This window comes from Paenibacillus sp. JT22N12, assembly GCF_056269365.1.
The window spans coordinates 55,910-77,064 of record NZ_JBWDNU010000015.1; the positions used below are offsets into that span (position 1 = coordinate 55,910).

Sequence of the window (21,155 nt, forward strand, 5' to 3'; positions counted from 1 at the left end):
CGTCAACAAGCCGCTGTTCGAAAGAACTAGAGCATTTCTGACATTTCCATGTCGGCGATGCTTTTTTTGATATAAGGAAGTATAAATCCCACCATACTTTGCTTATAGTTCTGAGGTGAAGAAGCTTGGCATAGCCGCCAGAAGGCCGCGGCAGCCGTTTCTTCTTAGTTTGAGTTGTACAAAATTATATTTTTTTAGGAGAGAGACGAATTGATGAATACTGTAAAACGAATATCCTGGACGAAATATTCTCTTATGCTGCTTCTCGCAGCCATGCTGCTGCTTACCGCAGCTTGCGGAAACAGCAATACCAATAACACGGGCGGGTCCGGCACAAGCGTGGAAGATCCGGCAACGGCGACAGAAACCACGGCAAACGGCGGTACGGATCAATCCGGAACGGAAGAAGCGGCCAATAACGGTGCGGCCGATGCGGAAACAGCCGCAGGAGCAACCGTTTATCCGTTGACCGTCAAGGATGCAACAGGTACAGAGCTTACTTTTGCCCAGGCGCCTTCCAGAATCGTGACGCTTGTACCAAGTGAAACGGAAATCGTTTATGCTATTGGAGCAGGCGAGCAGGTCGTGGCTGTGGATGATTTCTCCAACTACCCGGAGGATGCTGCAGCCAAAGAGAAAATCGGCGGCATGGAAGCGAATGTTGAGAAAATCGTCAGCCTGAAGCCGGACCTGGTGCTTGCTTCTTCGGGAATGAACCAGCCGATTGTTGATAAGCTGCGTTCACTGAAGCTGACTGTATATGCAAGCGATCCGAAAACGTATGATGATGTCATAGCTAAAATTACGCAAGTCGGTTCCATTATGGATAAGACCAAGGAAGCGGCTGAAGTAACCGGGCATATGCAGGACGTTCGCCAGCAGGTGACAGATGCGGTAAAGGATGCGCCAAAGCCTAAGGTATTCCTTGAATTCTCCCCTGGCTGGACGGTAGGGAAAGGCGAATTTCTTGACGAGCTGCTTACGATCGCAGGAGGCACCAATATTGCCGATCAACAGGGCTGGTATGAAATCGATCCCGAATCGGTCGTGAAAACGAACCCGGATGTGATCATCTACGCTTCCATGATCGTCAAGGAAGGCGAGAAAAATCCGATCCTCACAGGAATTGAAGGCCGTCCGGGCTGGAACACGATTGCGGCGATCAAGGACAAGAAGATTTACGAGGTCGACCAGGACCCTCTCGTGCGGGTAGGCCCGCGTCTTGCGGAAGGACTGCGGGAGGTAGCCAAAAAGCTGCATCCTGACCTGATCAAGTAAATGAAACTTAAACTGTACGTATTCGGAGGAGCAGCCATGCTCCTCCTTGTCGCATCTATTGTGGTCAGTATGTCGATCGGTTCAGCCGGACTTCCGCTGCGCAACGTATGGGGCATTCTCGTTCATCAGCTTCCCTGGATGGGCGGCGCGGAGGGCAAATGGGACGAAGGGGACATTGCTATTGTCACACAGCTCCGCCTCTCTCGCGTGCTGCTTGCAGTAATGGTCGGGGCCTGCTTATCCTTGGCCGGGGCCGGTTTCCAGGGTGTGCTGCGCAATCCGCTCGCAGACCCATTCACGCTAGGCGTGGCATCGGGCTGCGCGGTCGGCGCATCCTTCCTGATTCTCTTCGGCTATCAGACGGTTATCGGGATTTGGTCCATACCGCTGGTTGCTTTTATTACCGGCATCATAACGTTGATTATTGTGTTTGCCCTTTCGCGTGCGCGCGGAGCGGTGAATGTGGAGACCCTGATTTTATCGGGCGTGATCGTGCAGGCTTTTCTTGGCGCCTTCGTCACATTTATGGTTTCCTTGTCGCAAGGGGTTGTCAATGAAATTATGTTCTGGCTGATGGGCAGTCTGAGTGCGCGCGGCTGGGAGCATGTGCAGCTCATTTTTCCTTTTCTGATCATTGGTCTTCCTGTGCTCATCCGCTATTCACAGCCGCTTAATATGTTTGCTTTTGGCGAGCGCCACGCGGCTTATATGGGGATTGACGTGGAGCGGACGAAGATTATTGTACTTATTGTCTCTACGTTACTGACCGCTGTGGCGGTATCAATCTCCGGCGTGGTCGGGTTTGTTGGACTGGTTGTTCCGCATCTGCTGAGGCTGCTGGTCGGACCGGATTACCGTATTATTATTCCGCTGTCGGCCGTTGGCGGCGGCATCTATCTGCTGTGGGCCGATACGCTGGCGCGGACGGCGCTGAGTCCCAAGGAGATATCGCTGGGTGTAGTCACAGCCTTGATCGGAGCGCCATTCTTCGCCTATCTGTTGTACAGGCGCAAGGTGCAGCGGGGAGGGGCATTATGATCGAAGCGATCGGGCTTGAGAGATCAATCGACGGGACACGCATCCTGAACGGAATATCGTTCAAGCTGGAAGCCGGGCGGATGTACGGGATTATCGGTCCGAACGGCGTTGGCAAATCGACTCTGCTGCAGCTCTTGGCTGGCGTTGAATCGCCGACTGCCGGGAAGCTGCTTCTTGAAGGTATTCCTGCGGAGCGGTACGGCCGCAAGTCCTTGGCCAAATGGCTCGCAGTGCTGCAGCAGGGCGGCCTAGCGGCTGTTGGCTTCACAGTCCGCGAGGTAATCGGCATGGGACGGTATCCCTTCCAGAACTGGATGGGCGATGAGAAGACAGATACCGGGCCGCTGATCGATGAGGCTATTTCCGCGATGGGGCTTGACGAGCTGCAGCATCGGCGGATAGATCAGCTGAGCGGCGGGGAGCGGCAGCGCGTTGCTTTGGCCAAGGTCATGGTGCAGCAGCCAAGACTTCTGCTGCTTGATGAGCCGACTACCTATCTGGATATCGGCTACCAGATGCAGATGCTGGATACGGTAAAAAGCTGGCAGCAGGAACGCGGGATGACGGTGGTGGCTGTGCTGCATGATTTGAACTTGGCAGCCCAGTATTGCGAGGAACTGCTCGTGCTCAGCGAAGGACGAGTTGAAGCATTTGGGACACCGGCAGCTGTCATGAGCGAGGACATGATCCACCGCGTGTATGGAGCAAGGTCCGTTGTGATGCCGCATCCTCAGACCGGTGTGCCGCAGCTTCTATTGCTGCCGGGCAGAGCGTCTGCCAAGCAGGGATAAAGGAAGGGAGATAACGAAAAATGAATGAAGCGAAGCTGAATATGCTCATCCAGGGCATTGATCCTGTGAGCAAGGAGGCGGTTGAGGCTGCGGAGCAGCATCTGAGCAATCTGACCAAGCCTCCGGGAAGTCTCGGCAGGCTTGAGGCGATAGCAGCTCAAATAGCCGGAATAACCGGCGAACTGGCACCGGACTTGTCAAAGCGGGCGGTTGTTGTGATGGCAGCCGACCATGGGGTTTGCGAAGAGGGCGTAAGCGCGTTCCCTTCCGAGGTGACAGCCCAGATGGTTTTGAATTTTCTGGCAGGAGGAGCGGCAGTTAATGTTCTGGCACGTCAGGCAGGAGCGCTGGTTAGCTGCGTCGATATCGGCGTAAAGTCAGAGCTTGAACATCCGCATCTGATCAAGCGGAAGGTACGCGCGGGCACGGCTAATATGGCAAAAGGGCCAGCCATGTCCCGTTCGGAGGCCCTGCAGGCGATTGCAGCAGGCGCAGAACTGGCGAATGAGCTGGCCGCGGACGGGTATCGGATGTTTGCAACGGGCGAGATGGGAATTGGCAATACGACGGCAAGCGCAGCTATATCCGCGCTGCTGGCCGGAATGGATCCGGATGCCGCGGTCGGACGGGGGACCGGTATCGATGAAGAACGCCGCAGGCATAAGGTCGAAGTGGTTCGCCGCGCGATCACGGTCAACAAGCCGGATCCATCAGATCCGCTTGATGTGCTGGCCAAGGTCGGCGGACTCGAGATTGCCGGTCTGGTCGGCGTCATTCTCGGGGCAGCAGCCAGCCGCTGCCTTGTCCTCATTGACGGATATATTTCCTCGGCTGCCGCGCTGGTGGCCTGCCGGCTGGCGCCGCAGGCGCTTCCCTATATGCTGGGCTCCCATCTCTCCAACGAGCAGGGTCATGGCGAGCTGCTGGGACGCATCGGGATCTCGCCGATGATTCACTTGGACATGCGTCTGGGTGAAGGAACCGGGGCGGTGCTGGGTTTTCATTTTGTTGATGCTGCGCTTGCTGTAATGAGAGAGATGGCGACTTTTGAGAGTGCCGGAATCTCTCGCGGGTAAGTCCGGTTCACGAGGATGGGACAGAGAAAGGAAGAATAGCAATGGCGGTAATGATTACAGGCGGCGCACGCAGCGGAAAAAGCGATTTTGCCGAGCGCTATGCCATGCAGATGACGGACAGCGGCATCTATATTGCCACCTCCCAGAGCTGGGATGACGAGATGACGCAGCGGATAACGCAGCATCAACGCTCGCGTGAAGCGGCCGATTTTCGCTGGCAAACCATCGAGGAGCCGCTTGAGCTTGCCCCGGTTTTGCTGCGCTTGGAGAAGGATGCCGCAGAGAGAGGGCCAGACTGGCGGAGGCCTGCCGTCCTGGTGGATTGTCTGACCTTGTGGCTGACTAATTGGATGCTCCGGCTGGATGCCGCCGGACAGAATGCTTTCGCAGCGGACGCTGCCGATGAAAGAGAATACGGAGGTTTGATGCAGCCGGATACCATTGAAGCCGTTGTTGACAAGCTGCTGGCCGCGATTGCTGCATACAGTGGCCCGCTGCTGCTGGTAACCAATGAAGTGGGGAGCGGCATTGTTCCGGCTTATCCGCTCGGCCGCCGGTTTCGCGACGAAGCGGGCCGCCTCAACCGCAGGCTGGCGGCGCAATGCGATCAAGCCTTTCTTGTTGTGGCCGGTTTTGCGCTGGATTTGAAAGCATATGCTTTCCGATTGGAGGAGCGCTGAAGGTGCTGTTCTATTCGCTGCCTGAAACCCTGCTCCTGGTCGCGGCCGCGATTGTCATCGATTGGATTATTGGCGATCCGAAATGGCCGACGCATCCGGTCATCTGGATTGGGAAGTTCATCAGCGCCCTGGAGAAACGGCTATACCCGACAGGGGCGGAGCTTCCTCCGCTTACGCTGAAGGGGCGGGGGATTCTGCTTGCGGCAGTCACCACGCTGTTGTCTTTCGCCATCATGTGGCTGATTACGGCTGTGGCGGATTGGATCCACCCTTGGATGGGATATGCCGTATCTTGCTGGTTTATTTCCACGACGATTGCTGTAAAGGGGCTCAAGGACGCCGCGATGCAGGTTCATCGTCCTCTTGTGTCGGGGGATCTTGAGCAGGCGAGAAAATACGCTGGCTATATCGTCAGCAGGGATACCAAGGCGATGACGGAAGCCGACGCTGCCAGAGCTGCGGTGGAAACGGTCGCGGAGAATACCGTGGATGCGTTTGTTTCTCCTTTATGCCTCGCCCTCATCGGGGCGGCTCCGCTTGCGATGCTGTACAGATCGGCGAATACACTGGATTCCATGGTCGGCTACCGCAATGACCGCTATCTTTATCTGGGCTGGGCGTCCGCCAGGCTGGACGATATCCTGAATTTCATTCCGGCCCGGATATGCGGACTGCTGCTGGCTCTGGCTGCCTGGCTGACGCCAGGCTTGTCGGCAGGCAGAGCGCTCGGAGCGATCCATATTTTTGCCAGCCTTCATCCAAGCCCAAACAGCGGAATTCCCGAATCGGCTGTCGCAGGAGCGCTGGGGATCGAGCTTGGCGGGCGCAATGTTTATTTCGGAAAAGTCAGCGAACGGGCGCGTCTAGGTTGGCCCTTGCGGACTCTCGAAGCAGGGGATATTATCCTGACCATCCGGCTGCTTTATCTGGTAAGTCTATTTTGGTTTGCGGGGGTGGTTCTGCTATGGTGCGGGATTCGCTGAAAGCGCAGCTGCAGGCTGTCGGGGCCGCTTTTCAATTCATGACACGTATTCCGGTTCCCGTTGAAATTCCCTTCACTCCTGCCGTACTGGCAAGAAGCACAGTCTATTATCCGCTTGTCGGGCTTGTGATAGGAGGCATTACCGCTGCTGCCGGATGGCTTCTGACGCTGGCTGTTCCCGCACTTCCAGCTGCCGTATTAATCCTACTGATCTGGACGGCGCTCAGCGGCGCTCTTCATCTGGACGGACTGATGGATAGCGCGGATGGCGTGCTCAGCCATCGCCCGAGGGAGCGGATGCTGGACATTATGAAGGACAGCCGGGTTGGGGCTATGGGCGTCATGGCTGCTATTTTTCTGCTGCTGCTGAAATTTGCCACGCTCTCGGCGCTTCTGGAGGGTGAGGGCGGGTGGGTGGAGGCTGCGCCTCTAGTGGTTATGGTATGCGGCTGGAGCCGGCTGTGGGTGGTGTGCTCGATGGCGGGATGGCCGTTCGCCAGACCGGGCGAAGGGCTTGCCGTGTTATTCCGGGCGGTGTGCAAAAAGCACGTAACAGCTGCGTCTGCAATGCAGCTTACTTTTGTTATCATTATCGGCATTGCGTGCGGCTGGTCATGGCTGGATATCGGACTGATTTTCCTTGTCCACGGGGGGCTTGCGCTGTTTTGCGGGACGTTGCTTTCCCGGTACTTCACCCGCAAATTAGGCGGATTGACCGGTGATACCTATGGTGCGCTCAATGAAATATTGGAATGCATGCTGCTTTTTGCCCTGCTTTGGCTGGTTCGATAGCTGAGGCTGCTGCGGTCAGCGAGGCAGTCAAAGTTGGACTGATCCATCATTAAATAATATCTTTGCTCATATAAGGAGGCCAGTCCTGGATGCTGGAGAGATTCGGTCATGGCGGAGACCTGTTAACCGCCCAGGAGCTGTTCGGCATCGGGGCCGGGAGCTTTACCGATTTAAGCGCCAATATGAACCCGCAGGGTCCGCCTGCCTGTGTTGCCAGTCTTCTGGCGGATTACGCACGAACGATTGGACATTATCCCGATCCCGCAGCAAGAGGGCTCATTCACAAACTTGCCAATCATCACGGGGTAAGCGGGAGCGCAATTCTGGCTGGCAACGGTGCTGCGGAGCTGATCGACCTGACGGTGCGGCTGCTGCGGCCAAAGGTGACGATCGTGACTGCTCCGAGCTTCGTCGAATACAGCGATGCTGCCATAAAATGCGGAAGTGCCGTCAAGAAGCTCGCGCTTTCGGAGGAAGAGGGATTCAGGCTGACGCTGCAGCAGGTATCCGATATGCTTGCTTCCCTGCGCGCGGAGGGAGTCGGCGCCGGGGAAGCATTATGGTTTCTGGGCTCTCCCAACAATCCGACCGGCCAGCTGTCAGATCCTGCGATTATCCGGGAGCTTCTGGGAGAAGGCGAGAGGGTTGTCGTGGACGAGGCTTTTATGGATTTTGTTCCGGAGGCGGCGGCATTCAGCTTACTAAAGGAAGCGGCCATTCATGCGAATTTGATCGTCATCCGTTCACTGACCAAATTCTACGCGATTCCCGGTATTCGATTGGGCTATATGGTCGCAATTCCGGCAACGATTGACCGGCTCAAGGCGCTTCAAGTGCCCTGGAGCGTTAATTCGCTGGCTCAGCAAATCGGCGAAGCGGTGCTTGGCGAGATGGAATACCGGCGAAGCACCATGGATTGGCTTGCGGAGGAGCGCCCATGGCTGGCCGTGCAATTGAAGCGACTCGGTCTGGCGGTTTACGAAGGAGCCGCAAATTACATTTTATTTGCATTGCCGCGGCAGCATTCGCTTGATGCAAAGTCCCTTCAGCAGCAGCTGGGGCTTCGCGGCATACTGATCCGTGACGCCTCGCTCTTCGACGGTCTGGATGAGCGCTACTGCCGGGTAGCGGTGCGGTTCCGGGAGGATCATATCCGGCTGCTGGAGGCGTTGAAGCCTTTGCTGGAACGGGGATGAACGGAACGCTTGAGAGGACCTGTTACCGAATATATAAATACCCGGACCGGTGCAAATTGGATGAGCAGGAGTATACTCGCCGATCAGATCAGTCTGCAAAAAAAAGAAGGGACAGGTGAAGATGGACGACGACAAGGCATTGCCGAAACAAGCGCGAACCATTATGCTGCAGGGAACCGCTTCAGATGTGGGCAAAAGCCTGCTTACTGCTGCCCTGTGCCGCATTTTCAAAGAAAACGGCTGCCGCGTGGCACCCTTCAAATCACAAAATATGTCCTTGAACTCCTATGTGACCTGGGACGGCAAAGAGATTGGCAGAGCACAGGGCATGCAGGCAGATGCCTGCGGGATTTTGGCCACAACGGATATGAACCCGATTCTGCTGAAGCCCAAGAAGGAAATGGTGTCGCAGGTTGTTCTGCACGGCAAGCCGCTGGGGGATTATGCAGCCGCCGTATACCGGGAGAAGTTTCTCCTAAGCGCCGGACCCATTATACAAGAGTCGCTGCGCACGCTGCGCGGGTCTTATGACGTTGTCGTTCTGGAAGGCGCCGGAAGCCCTGCGGAAATCAATCTGAAGGATCGGGACATTGTGAATATGAAGGCTGCGAAGTGGGCGGAAGCGCCTGTCATTCTCGTGGCGGATATTGATCGCGGCGGCATGTTCGCTTCCATCGTCGGCACGCTCGAGCTTCTGGAGGAGGACGAGCGTGAACGCGTCTGCGGGTTTATCGTAAACAAATTCCGCGGCGATGTTTCGCTGCTGCAGCCCGGGCTGGATTGGCTGAAAGCCAAAACCGGCAAGCCGGTGCTTGGCGTGGTGCCTTATCTGCCGGATGTCGGGCTGGAAGATGAGGATTCGTTATCGCTTGATAATGCGGTAAGGGGAATGGCGGCGGCAGCTCAGGCATACCCCGCTGCAGAAGCTCAAGGCAAACTGGATATCGCCGTGCTTCGTCTGCCGCATATTTCGAATTTTACGGACGTTGATCCGCTGCGCAGCGAGCCGGATGTACAGCTTCGGTTCGTCTCCTCGGCGCAGCAATGGGGCGAGCCGGACGCGGTAATCATCCCCGGCAGTAAAAACACGGTCGATGATCTGCTATATTTGCGTGAAAGCGGGCTCGCCGCGCGTCTGGAGGAGCATGTCCGCAGCGGCGGGTATGCAGTCGGAATATGCGGAGGATATGAGATGCTCGGAGAACGGCTGCTGGACCCGCTTCATACCGAATCCGACCGCGGCGAGACTCATGGCTTTGGCTGGTTTGGTTTCGACGTGACGTTCGCCGCTGAGAAACGGACGGAGAGAGTGAAGGGGAGTGCCTGGCTTCCCGGCCTGGAGCGCGATTATCCAGTGGAAGGCTTTGAGATCCATACGGGCCGGGTGAATTGGCGCACGGTTGGGGCTCTGGTGGAAGCCGGAAGCAGGATATCTTCAGGAGGACGGCTCAACCCGGCGGAACGAAGGCCTTTTAAGCTGATACCCGCCGTGCTGGAGGCATCAGGTAATGGAGCGGTCCGGCTGCCCCGGCAGCCGGCAGGAGAAGGCCAGCTGACTCGGTACGAGTCGGAAGGCGTAAGATCCGTCGATAAAGTGAACCAGCTGTCAAGGCGTCTTTCGGATGGCGGACAAGCCTGCGGTGAAGAGGCTCACCTGTCCGGGCGTCATTCGGTTGGTGAACAAGCTTGCGGTGAAGAGGCTCACCTGTCCGGGCATCAGTCGGATGGTAGACAAGCCTGCGGTGAAGAGGCTCACCTGTCCGCGCAACAGTCGGCTGGGGAACAAGCTTGCGGTGAAGAGGCTCAATTGTCCAGGCATCAGTCGGATAGTGAACGAACCGTCGGTGAAGAGGCCGCCTTCGAGTATGACGGCTGCGTATCTGCGGACGGCCGCGTATGGGGAACCTTTCTGCATGGCGTGCTGCATAATGATGATTTCCGCAGAGGCTGGTTGAATCTGCTGCGCTCGGTGAAAGGCTGGGAGCCTTTATCCGTCGGCGTACGTGTCAATGAGCTTCGCGAGGAAGCGTTCAACCGGCTTGCCGTTCATGTGAGGGCGCATGTGGACATACCAAAGATCATAGCCATTATGGGACTGAAGGAGCCGGAGACAGACAGAGGAGGCGAAGCGTAAATGCCCCAGCCTTTTCGAAGTGCGGATAGACGCAGTTATTTATCGGAGTGCTGGCGGGAGATCCAGATCAGGCATGTAGAAGATGCGATTATCATTACATGCGCCAGGCCGCTGGAGACGATCAGCAGCGCGGTGCTCGGCGGTGGTTTCTCGATAACCGAAAGGATCATCAATTGGAAGGTTCCGCTCGCCTATGACTGTTCGGATCCTGTACATGATCTGCATATGATGCTGAGCGAGCGGGGATATCCGCCGCAATCCACGGTGGGTCTGCTGACAGCTGCGAAGCTGACGCATGCCTCCATTACCGAGATGAGGGGCGATGAATTCACCATCGTATGCTGCACCACCGCAGGCACTAGCAATGCGGCAAGAGCAGGATTGCTTCGCCCTGCCTTCTCCTCCTATACAGCGGGAACGATAAATTCGGTTGTGCTGATTGACGGACGGATGACGCCGCCTGCAATGGTGAATGCCGTGATTACCGCAACGGAAGCCAAGGCGGCTGCGCTCGCCGACCTCGGTATTGCCGATTCGCTTCATGGCCTTGCCGCCACAGGCACGACAACCGACGCGATCGTGATTGGCGCAAGCCAGTCGGAGCGTTATCTCGGACTTCATGCCTATGCTGGAGCAGCGACAACAATTGGCAATGCGGTTGGACGAATGGTTTATGAAAGTGTGTACGAGGCTGTCTCAACGCAGAAGGAATAGCATGCCTTCTGGAACCGTCCTTGAATATGGATAAGAGGCGTCTTACCTTTATGACCAGCCTGTCAATCTTGCGGGAAGCACAAAAAGAGCAGGAACCGCGGTTCCTGCTCTTAATTTAGATTGCATAACATTCATAAGTGGCGGAGCTGACGGGATTCGAACCCGCGGTCTCCTGCGTGACAGGCAGGCATGTTGGGCCACTACACCACAGCTCCATGCAATAAGACAAGGCATATCATACCATGCCAGCCTGCCCATGTGCAATGTCTTTTTATTTATTATATTTTTAGAAAGTGTCTAATGGGCGATACGTCGCTTGCATGGCATGATTGATTATCTCTTCCGGTTGTGAAACACTATAATAGAAATATTGATTTGACCATAAGCATGGCAGCCATGCTGATTTGATAGAGGAGAATGAAATGGATGGATCTTCAGCATACAAATCATGTCAATGAGGTGCTCCCGATCGATGCCCTGCTCCCGGAGTTGAGGGAACATCTGTCGATCGGGCACAGCGCGGTGCTGATTGCCGCTCCCGGCGCCGGGAAGACAACGCGTGTCCCGCTTGCGCTTCTGGATGCGCCATGGCTTGGGGGACAGCGTATCTTGATGCTGGAGCCCAGGCGTCTGGCGGCCCGCGCGGCGGCCCGCTACATGGCAGCTTCGCTTGGCGAGCAGCCTGGCGAAACCGTCGGCTATCGGGTAAGAATGGACACGAAGGTGGGGCCGGCAACCCGTATTGAAGTCATTACCGAGGGCGTGCTGACACGAATGCTTCAATCGGATCCTTCGCTAGAGGGCGTCGGGATTGTTATATTTGACGAGTTTCATGAACGCCATCTGCATGCCGATCTGGGACTTGCACTCTGTCTTCAGATGCAGTCGCTCTTGAGGGAGGATCTGCGGCTGCTTGTCATGTCCGCCACACTGGAAGGAGGGCGGGTATCGGCATTGCTCGGCGGCGCTCCGGTTGTCCGCAGCGAGGGACGCGCTTTTCCGGTCGAGACGCATTATGCTCCAAAACGGCTGGAGGGCCGCATCGAGGAAGCTGTCGCACGAACCGTAACGGACGCTGTCCGAAGTCATGACGGGGATGTGCTTGTCTTCCTGCCCGGGGCGGGCGAGATCCGCCGTGTCCAGGGACTGCTTGGCGGGGCATCATCGGCACTTGGAGCCTATGTGCGGGTGATGGCGCTCCACGGCAGCATGCCCTCGGAGGCGCAGGATCTGGCGATTGCCGCATCCCGGCCGGGCGAGCGTAAAATTGTACTGGCTACCACCATAGCTGAATCCAGCGTGACGGTGCGGGGTGTGCGTATTGTTGTCGACAGCGGTCTTAGCCGGGTGCCGAGATTCTCGCCGCGGACGGGCATGTCGCGGCTGGAGACGGTTGCTGTTTCGGCCGCGTCTGCCGATCAGCGGCAGGGCCGGGCAGGGAGGGAAGCGCCGGGCGTCTGCTACAGGCTGTGGACGGAGCATGAGCACCGGCAGCTGAGGCCGCAGAGCGAGCCGGAGCTGCTGGAATCCGATCTGGCACCGCTGGCGCTGGAGCTGGCGGTTTGGGGCGCTGCCGAGCCGGACGATCTCGCCTGGCTCGATCAGCCTCCGGCTGCGGCGTATGCGCAAGCGAGGGAGCTGCTGCGCGAGCTTGGCGCTTTGGATGCCGGGAACAAGCCAACCCGGCATGGCCGGGCTATGGCCGAGCTTGGCATGCATCCGCGGCTGGCCCATATGGTGCTGGAGGCGGACAAGCTGGGCTATGGCGCCACCGCCTGCGAGCTGGCTGCGCTGCTCAGCGATCGTGATCCGCTTCGCAGCACTGTCCGCAGCATTGATATGCGGCTGCGGCTGGAAGCGCTGCATGGCCATCCTCCGGGCGCAATGGATGATGCGGTGATGAGGCGAATTGCCTCCGAAGCCCGGGAATGGAGGCGGGCGGCGGGGATTTCTCCCCCCGCGGCAGGCGCGAATTCCGCTGCCGGCGGTGTAGACAGCTGCGGGCTGCTGCTGGCGCTGGCCTATCCGGACCGGATTGCTCAGCGCCGCAGCGACGGCCGCTTCCTGCTTCGCAGCGGGCGCGGCGCAGTCGTCCGGGAGCTGCAGCCGCTGTCGGGAGCGGCCTATCTGGCTGCGGCCGAGCTTGAAGACAGCGGGACGGACAGCAGGATGCTGCTCGCCGCACCGGTCACCCTGACAGAGCTGGAAGAGATAATGGGCAAGCAGATTATTGACGAAGCCGAAGTGCTATGGGACCGTTCGGCTCAAGCTGTCCGCGCCAGGCGCAAGCGGCGGTTGGGCGCGCTTGTGCTCAAGGAAAGCCAGCTGGCTGATGCGGATCCTGCCCTGGTAGCCCAGGCGCTCATGAACGGCATAGCCGAGCTTGGGCTCGAGGTCCTTCCCTGGACGAGGCAAGCCAGACAGCTCCAGGCCCGTATTGAATTGATGCATGCGCATAACGGAACCTGGCCTGATGTTTCCGACCAATCGCTTCTGGCAGGGATGCAGAAGTGGCTCGCCCCTTATATTGGCGGGATGCGCAGCCGATCGGATCTGGCAAGAATCAATCTGGTGCCGATCCTCGAATCCCAGCTTTCCTGGCAGGAGCGTCAGGAGCTGGACCGGGAAATTCCGACCCATATGACTGTGCCCAGCGGCTCGCGCATTCCCGTCGATTACAGCAACCCGGCAGCTCCCGTGCTCGCTGTCCGCCTGCAGGAGGTGTTCGGCTGGCAGCAGACGCCCCGGATTGCCGGCGGCAAGCTGCCGCTAACGATCCATCTTCTGTCGCCCGCCCAGCGTCCGGTGCAGGTGACAAGCGATCTGGCAAGCTTCTGGCAGGGAGCCTACTTCGAGGTCAAGAAGGATCTGAAGGGGCGTTATCCCAAGCATTATTGGCCGGATAACCCTCTTAAAGCCCAACCGACGAACCGGACCAAACCGCGGATGTAAGAAAATACTTGTAATCGTTTAAAATTCGGAGGTTCAAAGAATGCAGCTGCTTGGGCTTTATCTGGTCATTATAAATATAATTGCGTTTGTTCTTATGCGGGTGGACAAATCCCGCTCCGCAAGCGCACGCGGCCGCAAACACCGCATTCCCGAACGGAGGCTTCTGGGAATCGGAGCAGCCGGCGGCGCACTCGGCGGCTGGCTGGCTATGCGCATGTTCCGCCACAAAACGAAGCATATCGCTTTTGCAGCAGGCCTGCCTGTCATGGTTGTGATTCATGCCGCCATCCTGATAGCAGTGTACCGTTACCTCATCTAGCAAATCATAAGATGAGAACGGGCAGGCGGGAAAGCAGCTCATGGTGGATCCGGAGCATAACGCCGCAATTCAGAGGTTCTGCTGCTTAAACGTGCTTATTTGCTGTATCAGGCTGCCGGATATCTTCATTATCATTGACTGCCGGCTCTATATATGCTATATTTCTAATTCGTGTTATAAGCGATTGATTCCCATGGCTAGAAGCCTGATGCGGAGACCTCATAAAGAAGAACGAACAAGCCGCATGCGAATGCGGCTTTCTTGACCTTATCGAATTTATAGCGCTTCATTTCTATAAATTCCGTTCAGGTTTGAGGTAGAATCCTGCTTTGCACCGAAGAGGTTGGCGTCAGCCGTCTTGCCCCATGTCTCATGCCGGGTCTCAAGGATCAACAACTATAAACTTTCAGGAGGGTAACTGACATGTCTGTTCAAAGTGCCTTTCAAGACGAAGCGGTGCGGATCGACGAGGTGCTCCGGCACATTCGCGGCCAGCTGCTTGCGATCGGGCCCCGTTACACGGGCAATGATTTTACGGAACAAATGCTGCAATTGCAGCGCGAACAAAGGCAGCAGCGGCTGGAGGTCGCCGAGCGCGAGCCTTATTTTGGCCGGATCGATTTCCAGGAGCATTCGCACAGCGATCCCAAGCCGCTCTATATCGGCAAAGCCGGCGTGGCGCACGAATCGAGCAAGGAGCTGCTGGTGGTGGACTGGCGGGCTCCCATTGCGAGCCTGTTCTACGCGTTCAGCGGAGGGGAAGCTCCGGTAGCCTATGAGTCTCCTGAAGGGGACGTAGAGGGAACCGTTCATCTTAAGCGCAATCTGATGGTCCGCGCCGGAGTGCTGGAACGAGTCGTTGACAGCTATATAAGAGGCCAGGAGGAAGAGTCGGTCACGGATGAATTCCTCTTGTACCGCCTTGGCGAGAACAAGGACAACCGGCTCCGGGATATTGTCTCGACCATTCAGCAGGAGCAGGACCGGATTATCCGGACGGAGAAGAACAAGACCGTCTTTATCCAGGGGGTAGCGGGAAGCGGAAAGACGACGGTTGCCCTTCACCGGCTGGCCTATTTGCTGTATCGGTATGCGGACCGGATTCGGGCCGAGCGGATGGTTATTTTTGCGCCCAACAGGATGTTTCTCGATTATATCTCGGGGGTGCTGCCGGAGCTCGGAGTCGGTGATATTCTGCAGACAACCTACAACGAGTGGGCGATCGAGCGGCTCGAGAAGTCGGTCCGTCTGGACGAATCGACGGATACGATGGCGTACTGGTTCGAGCATCCGCGGACAAGGGAAGAGATGGAGCAGGCTCCCGGCCGCATCAAGGGAAGTCTGGCGTTCAAGCAGGTTGTGGACAGCAGGCTGCAGCAGCTGGAGTCGACGCTCCTGCCGGAGCTTCCCTTTGAGCCAATTGACGGTCTGACGCTTCATCCCGAGGCGATTCGTGAATGGCTGCTGATCGAGGACAGCTATGAACCGTTTATGAAGCGCCGCGAACGGCTCGTTAACCGGATCAAGCGATGGCTGGAATCGGAATGGAAGGCGCGCCGCTTCACGGACCGCCAGCTGAAGAGCAAGGCCAATACAAGGCTGAATGCCTACTGTAAAAAGATTTCCTCCTATACCGCCGCACAGCTGTATGGCGATCTGCTGGGCACCCCGGAAGCGGCTGAGCTCATTCCGCTCAAGGCGCGTACGGCAACAATGAAAGCGCTGAAGCAAAAGCTCGTGCAGCCGGAGGATCTGGCCCCGCTCGTTTATATTCAACTGCGGCTGTACGGTCTGGATCAGCCTGTTTACGATCATATCGTAATCGATGAGGCCCAGGATTACTCGCCCTTCCAGCTGGAGGCATTGAAGCTGTGCCAGCTGCACTCTTCAATGACCATCCTTGGCGATTTGCAGCAGGGGATTCACCGGTATGCGGGCATTACAAGCTGGACCGAGCTGACAAATGTGTTCGATGAGCAAGAGCAGGGCTATTTCGAGCTGGACCGCAGCTACCGTTCCACGATGGAAATTATTGATTTTGCCAACCGTATTCTCGGAAGCATGGGAGACGGTGTGAAGCCTGCCGTTCCGGTATTCCGCAGCGGCGAGCCTGTGGAGACGATAGAGCATGGGACGGACAGGGGGCGACTCGCGGAAGCTGTGCGAACCGTGCGGGATTGGCAAGAAGGAGGCAGCTATCGCACCGTTGCGGTACTTGCCCGAACTGCCAGATCCGCTTTGGAGCTGGCCGAATATTTCGCAGCGGAAGGAATCGAGGCCTCTCTGATCCAAAGCAGGCAGGAGGCCTACGGAGGCGGTCTGACCATTGTACCGGCTTACTTGGCCAAAGGGCTGGAGTTTGACGCCGTTCTGATTGCCGACGCGGACGCGGCAAGCTTCGGAGACAATGACGCGAAGCTGCTTTACGTGGCCTGCACCCGCGCGCTTCACAAGCTGAAGCTGCTGCACCGCGGTCCGCTTACGAATCTGCTGGCAGCAGAAGGATGATGCGGTTTTTTACCCATAAGGCGGTAACAAAACCTGAAGCTGGCGGACATGAACTGTATGCCGGCTTCAGGTTTTGTTAATGATGATTGGGGAGTGGGAAATGAATATGGAACTGGATTATTTGCTTCGCGTAGTAATAGCAGGCGCCTGTGGAGCGATTATCGGGTACGAGCGGAAAAGCCGGATGAAGGAAGCGGGCATCCGGACCCATTTTATTGTGGCTGTGGGCGCTGCGCTGATGATGGTCGTTTCCAAATACGGATTTCAGGATCAATTGAATTGGGATAATCTCTCTCTTGATCCCGCGCGGATAGCCGCACAGGTCGTCAGCGGGATCGGTTTTCTGGGAGCCGGAATGATTTTCATGCAAAAGCAAACGGTGAAAGGACTGACAACAGCCGCGGGCGTTTGGGCGACTTCGGGCATTGGCCTGACGATTGGAGCCGGGCTCTACACGGTGGGTGTCGGTGTCACTCTGCTGATCTTCATCGGACAAAAGCTGCTCCACCTGAAGCTCAGCTGGCTGAGAAGTCCGCGAACCGAGCAGGTTTTCATCCGGGCGGACAACGAGACCGGCATGCTGGACCTCATTTTGCAGGAAATTGAGAAGCAGGGCATCCGGATTGCCGGTTTTCATGTGGTGAAAAATGAAGCGGCCGAAATCGAGATCGATATCCAAATGATACTGCCTCCCTCATTCCAGATCAATCAGCTGATTCTTGTTATTCAGAATTTACCGGCTGTGCGTACCATTGATTATCAGTAAGGGTCCGCCGCACAGCAGAGGAGTTGCTATGCTTCATGACGATTGAAACAAAAGAGGAGCTTGTAAGCGTCCTTGCGGAAATCGAGAAATGGGAAAGCTCGCAGAAGGACCTCTGGTTCTGGGAAAAACTGGGTCGGCTTCCCTTCGTGCTGCTGGACAAATTAACCCCGCGTTTTCTGCAGGACAAAATCGGGTTGGCCATTGACGAGATCGGCAGCTTCGTCCAGCCCGGCGGAAAATATCTGATCGCCGAGAATATGGTGCTCCGCAAGCTTGGTGTGGATACGCTGGAGGAAGCTGCGTCCAGCCCGCTTGCGGTTATGGACAAGTCCGCGGAAGAAATTTCGCAGAGCAGGGCAGCCTTTGCCACCGTTCAGGGAGCGACGACGGGAATTGGCGGCATCTTCACATTGGCCATCGATATTCCGGTGCTGCTGGGCATTTCGCTCAAAGCGATTCAGGAGGTTGCGGTCAGCTACGGCTACGATCCCAGGCTCAAGGAAGAACGGGTATTTGTAATCAAATGCCTCCAGTTTGCTTCCTCCGACATTGTCGGCAAAAAGGCGATACTGGAGCAGCTCGGACATTTCGGCCAGCCGGAATCCCATAATCAGATGGCTTCGCAGATTCAGGGCTGGCGGGAGGTTGTGGCCACCTACCGGGACAATTTTGGCTGGAAGAAGCTGTTTCAGCTCATTCCCGTGGCAGGTATCCTGTTCGGAGCCTTTATCAACCGGGGCATGCTGAAGGATGTGGCGGAAGCGGCAACAATGCTGTACCGCAAACGCCGGGTGCTGGAGCGGTTGAACGCGTTTGAGGATGTCCAGCATTAGAAAACCGCGGAGCCGCAAATGAAATGGGAGAAGCCAGGTCAAACCCCTATGGGTTTCCTGGCTTCTTTTCATCTCAATGCAGGCAGATGATGATCCGCCAGCTGCTCCTGTTGCATTTCTTATACCCGGGGACGCGAAAGCCTTTGAAAATAGCGTACTTGCGGTCATAAGGAAGAAAACAGCACTGGAATCCGGCTGAAAAATTATGCTATGCTATTGGCTTGGGTTTGCAGCTCCGACACAGCAGTTATTTACAAGTGCTGCAAGCAAGTTATTATGAGCCGCAAAGGGGAAGGACGCACCTATGGATTTTATTGTGCATCATCTATCTTTTTTTGTTATTCAGGCAGACGGAGCGGATAATGCCGCCAAGACGTTCAAGCATTTTCAAACCATGGACCAGCACGATTACGCCGACAGTGAGCTGAAAGCTTTTCTGGATGGCGAGTTTCAGCGGATATGCAAGCGCAAGGCGGAGCGCCATCCCAATACGGAGAACGCGCCAACCAAAATCGGACGATTTATCGCTGAACCCGGATATGATCTGGACAGTAACCCGAACTATAATTTGTTTCAGCGGCTTCGTGAAGCGGATAACAACCAGGATTACCATAGCTACGCGGATGAGCTTGTCCGTCTCTATATGGATGCCGCAGCCGTCCGCGGAGGCGCATTGATCGTTGTGAAGGCAACGCCGAACCGGCATACGGACGAGCCCCTGCTGTTTATCCTGAAATGCGATTTTGAACCGAAGATAGCCCGGATCTCGGATGAGAAAAGCCTGATTTCACATGTGGAAATGGCCATCAGCGCACGCAATATGAAGTCCATTCAATATCCCTTCATGCCGGAGGAGGGGATGCTGGAGCCCTGGGAGCTGAAAATCCATCAAGCCTCGCATGCCCGGTATTTCGAGGATTTTCTGCGGTTTGTAAGCTACGAGAAAGCGATGCCGGAGCTGATGAGCGAACAGATGATTACCATGGTGCATGACTATATGGATGAGAAGTGGCAGGGCCAGGACGGCGAGGAGCGGGAGCAGGAGGCTCAGCGCTTCGAGGCATGGGCGGCAAGCGAGAAGAGGGAGCTGCAGGAGAGCTGGACCCATCAGCAGGTTGCAGCGGCCGCGGAGCAGCTGGTAGAGCAGCAGCCGAACCTGAGCGTGGCCTTCAAGCTGGATGGCGTTTCGGTCAAGGGACCGCTGTCGGAATTCGGGCGCGCGATTCATTTTGCCACATATAATGGCCGATATATTGCGCTCATTGAAGGCGACGCGTTTCAGTTTGACCGCAGCGTATCGCCGGTGGAGCTGCTGCAGCCACCGGATTTGCTCGAAGTGCTGGAGCTGGTTGGTCGTGCACAAGAAGAGCGGAAGAGCGGCGATAGCCAGCAGGCAGATATAACTCGTCCAGAAGACAACGAGCTGCCATATTAACAGTCGGTCTCATCCATAGCAGCAGGGGGTAAGGGGATTCCGGAATGACCGGGATTTCCTTTTTTTATGAGAAGTATAGCGCTTAACCTTTTGATCCCCCTAAGGGTGCGAATCAACTTTATACCCATATAATAGGAAAATAATTGTTTCTTCCAGTCTCTATTGAATTCATCACTCGACAAACCGATAAAAGAAAGAGCAGCCCTTTTTTAAGAAGCACGGCTCTTCCTTGTCTAAAAAAATCGGGCTTGTTTTACATTTTCCGAACAACTACAATCTGTATTGACAGCAATCGAGTGTATGCGACAGATTCATCTCGCATCCTTGATACACTTCATAAATGATGAACAAGCCAATTTGAAATTGGCTGCAATATGATGTCTTACGCTCGAACATGGCATAGGGGTGAATACAATTGAAGGCGATACTGGTTGATGATGAAGCGCTGGCAAGCCACTATTTACGCAGACAATTGGAGAAAATCGGGGGCATACATATACTCGCTGAATTACGGGACGCGCAGGAAGCGGTCGATCAGGCGGAGAGCCTTAAACCGGACGTCGCTTTCCTGGATATTGATATGCCGGCTCTGGGCGGTATTGAAGCGGCTGAGATTCTGCAAATGCGCGATCCGAACCTGAAGGTTGTGTTCGTTACCGCATACGACGATTACGCGATCAAAGCCTTTGAGCTTAACGCGATCGATTATCTGCTAAAACCGGTGAATGCCGAGCGGCTGAAAAGGACTGTGGAGCGGCTGCAGCTCTCATTGCCGCAAGCTGTGGCAGCCGGTAGGCCTGAAGCGTCCGATATTCAACCCGTATCACCCGTCTCAGCTTCACCGGCTATGCTGCGCTGCTTCCAGACGCTGGAGCTTGACAACGGCAAACTGGAGTCCATTCCGTGGCGCACTTTTAAAGCGCAGGAGCTGTTCTCCTTCCTGCTTCTGCACAGGGAGCAGCTGATCCGCAAGGATATGCTTCTGGAGCTTCTATGGCCGGAGGTCGATTACAAGAAAGGCTATACCCAGCTCTACACAACTGCCTATCAGATCCGCAAAACCATCGCGGCGCTGGATGTCACGCTTGTTTTGAAAAGCAATGAGAAGGGCTACAAGCTTGAAGTAAACGGGCTTCCCCTTGATATCGAGGTGTGGGAGCAGGGCGTAATGGGGACACCGGCGCTGACGAAGGATACGTTGGATCATCATCTTGCCCTTACGGAACTGTACCGCGGCGACTATTTGGCGGATTACGATTATTTATGGGCCGAGAGTGAACGCCAGCGCCTCCGCTATTTATGGTTCCGGCATACATCGGAGGTGGCGATGCTGCTGGCGCAGGTGAATCGCGTATCAGAAGCGATCCATCTCTACAACCAGCTGTTAGACAAGTTTCCCCACGCCGAAGAACTCCACTTCGAATTGATGAAGCTGTACCGGCAGTGCGGGGATGCGGAAGCGGCCAGAATTCAATACGGCAAGCTGGTGCAGATCCTGGCCGAAGAGGTGGGGGGAGCGCCGCGGGCAGACATCATGGAATGGATAGGCGCCTGAAGGCGACTGTATGAGGTTCATACCATTAACTTCAGGCAGCTATCAGGAGAACAAACGCAGCGCCGGATTCCGGTGCTGCGTTTGTTTTTAAGCTTAGCTCCGCCGC

The 21,155-nt window shown here is 56.1% G+C and carries 17 protein-coding genes and 1 tRNA gene; 17 read left to right on the forward strand and 1 reads right to left on the reverse strand.

Annotated elements, in window-relative coordinates:
* The first annotated feature begins 213 nt into the window (after positions 1-213).
* The 10 genes from AC0YOA_RS32645 to AC0YOA_RS32690 all read left to right on the forward strand — a co-directional run bounded on the left by AC0YOA_RS32645 (position 214) and on the right by AC0YOA_RS32690 (position 10,681).
* Entirely contained in the window at positions 214-1,278 is a 1,065-nt protein-coding gene (locus AC0YOA_RS32645) for an ABC transporter substrate-binding protein (protein WP_475790234.1), read from the forward strand.
* Entirely contained in the window at positions 1,279-2,316 is a 1,038-nt protein-coding gene (locus tag AC0YOA_RS32650; protein ID WP_475790146.1) for a FecCD family ABC transporter permease, read from the forward strand.
* Positions 2,313-3,107 (forward strand): ABC transporter ATP-binding protein, encoded by a 795-nt coding sequence (locus AC0YOA_RS32655; protein WP_475790147.1) that lies wholly within the window; start codon positions 2,313-2,315, stop codon positions 3,105-3,107. The genes AC0YOA_RS32650 and AC0YOA_RS32655 overlap by 4 nt, the downstream gene beginning before the upstream one ends.
* Positions 3,108-3,127: 20 nt before the next feature.
* Positions 3,128-4,183 carry a nicotinate-nucleotide--dimethylbenzimidazole phosphoribosyltransferase gene (cobT, locus tag AC0YOA_RS32660; protein WP_475790148.1) on the forward strand — a complete coding sequence of 352 codons (1,056 nt, stop codon included), beginning with the start codon at positions 3,128-3,130 and terminating at the stop codon, positions 4,181-4,183.
* A 41-nt stretch (positions 4,184-4,224) separates the two neighbouring features.
* A complete protein-coding gene (gene cobU, locus AC0YOA_RS32665; protein WP_475790149.1) occupies positions 4,225-4,863 on the forward strand; it encodes a bifunctional adenosylcobinamide kinase/adenosylcobinamide-phosphate guanylyltransferase in 639 nt (212 codons plus the stop codon).
* Positions 4,864-4,865: 2 nt separating this feature from the next.
* Positions 4,866-5,846: an adenosylcobinamide-phosphate synthase CbiB gene (gene cbiB, locus AC0YOA_RS32670; protein ID WP_475790150.1), complete on the forward strand. Its 981-nt coding sequence runs from the start codon at positions 4,866-4,868 to the stop codon at positions 5,844-5,846.
* The gene (cobS, locus tag AC0YOA_RS32675; protein ID WP_475790151.1) at positions 5,828-6,637 is read left to right on the forward strand and encodes an adenosylcobinamide-GDP ribazoletransferase; all 810 of its coding nucleotides are present in this window, start codon (positions 5,828-5,830) and stop codon (positions 6,635-6,637) included. The genes cbiB and cobS overlap by 19 nt, the downstream gene beginning before the upstream one ends.
* 89 nt (positions 6,638-6,726) lie before the next feature.
* A complete protein-coding gene (cobD, locus tag AC0YOA_RS32680; protein WP_475790152.1) occupies positions 6,727-7,833 on the forward strand; it encodes a threonine-phosphate decarboxylase CobD in 1,107 nt (368 codons plus the stop codon).
* A gap of 121 nt (positions 7,834-7,954) precedes the next feature.
* Positions 7,955-9,967 carry a cobyric acid synthase gene (locus AC0YOA_RS32685; protein ID WP_475790153.1) on the forward strand — a complete coding sequence of 671 codons (2,013 nt, stop codon included), beginning with the start codon at positions 7,955-7,957 and terminating at the stop codon, positions 9,965-9,967.
* Entirely contained in the window at positions 9,968-10,681 is a 714-nt protein-coding gene (locus AC0YOA_RS32690; RefSeq protein WP_475790154.1) for an adenosylcobinamide amidohydrolase, read from the forward strand.
* A 138-nt stretch (positions 10,682-10,819) separates the two neighbouring features.
* On the opposite strand, the gene AC0YOA_RS32695 is transcribed toward AC0YOA_RS32690, so the two are convergent.
* Positions 10,820-10,896, reverse strand: a tRNA-Asp gene (locus AC0YOA_RS32695).
* Between the two features lie 211 nt (positions 10,897-11,107).
* On the opposite strand from AC0YOA_RS32695, the gene hrpB reads away from it, so the two are divergent.
* From hrpB to AC0YOA_RS32730, 7 genes are all read left to right on the forward strand, one after another.
* A complete protein-coding gene (hrpB, locus tag AC0YOA_RS32700; RefSeq protein ID WP_475790155.1) occupies positions 11,108-13,633 on the forward strand; it encodes an ATP-dependent helicase HrpB in 2,526 nt (841 codons plus the stop codon).
* Positions 13,634-13,673: 40 nt separating this feature from the next.
* Positions 13,674-13,952 carry a DUF1294 domain-containing protein gene (locus AC0YOA_RS32705; protein ID WP_210039680.1) on the forward strand — a complete coding sequence of 93 codons (279 nt, stop codon included), beginning with the start codon at positions 13,674-13,676 and terminating at the stop codon, positions 13,950-13,952.
* 423 nt (positions 13,953-14,375) lie between these two features.
* Positions 14,376-16,460: a HelD family protein gene (locus AC0YOA_RS32710; protein ID WP_475790156.1), complete on the forward strand. Its 2,085-nt coding sequence runs from the start codon at positions 14,376-14,378 to the stop codon at positions 16,458-16,460.
* Between the two features lie 106 nt (positions 16,461-16,566).
* Positions 16,567-17,226, forward strand: a complete 660-nt coding sequence (locus AC0YOA_RS32715) for an MgtC/SapB family protein (protein WP_210039990.1) — start codon at positions 16,567-16,569, stop codon at positions 17,224-17,226.
* A gap of 35 nt (positions 17,227-17,261) precedes the next feature.
* A complete protein-coding gene (locus tag AC0YOA_RS32720; protein WP_475790157.1) occupies positions 17,262-18,059 on the forward strand; it encodes an EcsC family protein in 798 nt (265 codons plus the stop codon).
* A gap of 304 nt (positions 18,060-18,363) precedes the next feature.
* Entirely contained in the window at positions 18,364-19,494 is a 1,131-nt protein-coding gene (locus AC0YOA_RS32725) for a DUF3900 domain-containing protein (RefSeq protein WP_475790158.1), read from the forward strand.
* Positions 19,495-19,909: 415 nt separating this feature from the next.
* Positions 19,910-21,049, forward strand: coding sequence for a response regulator (locus AC0YOA_RS32730; protein ID WP_475790159.1), 1,140 nt, complete (start codon positions 19,910-19,912; stop codon positions 21,047-21,049).
* Positions 21,050-21,155: the final 106 nt, after the last annotated feature.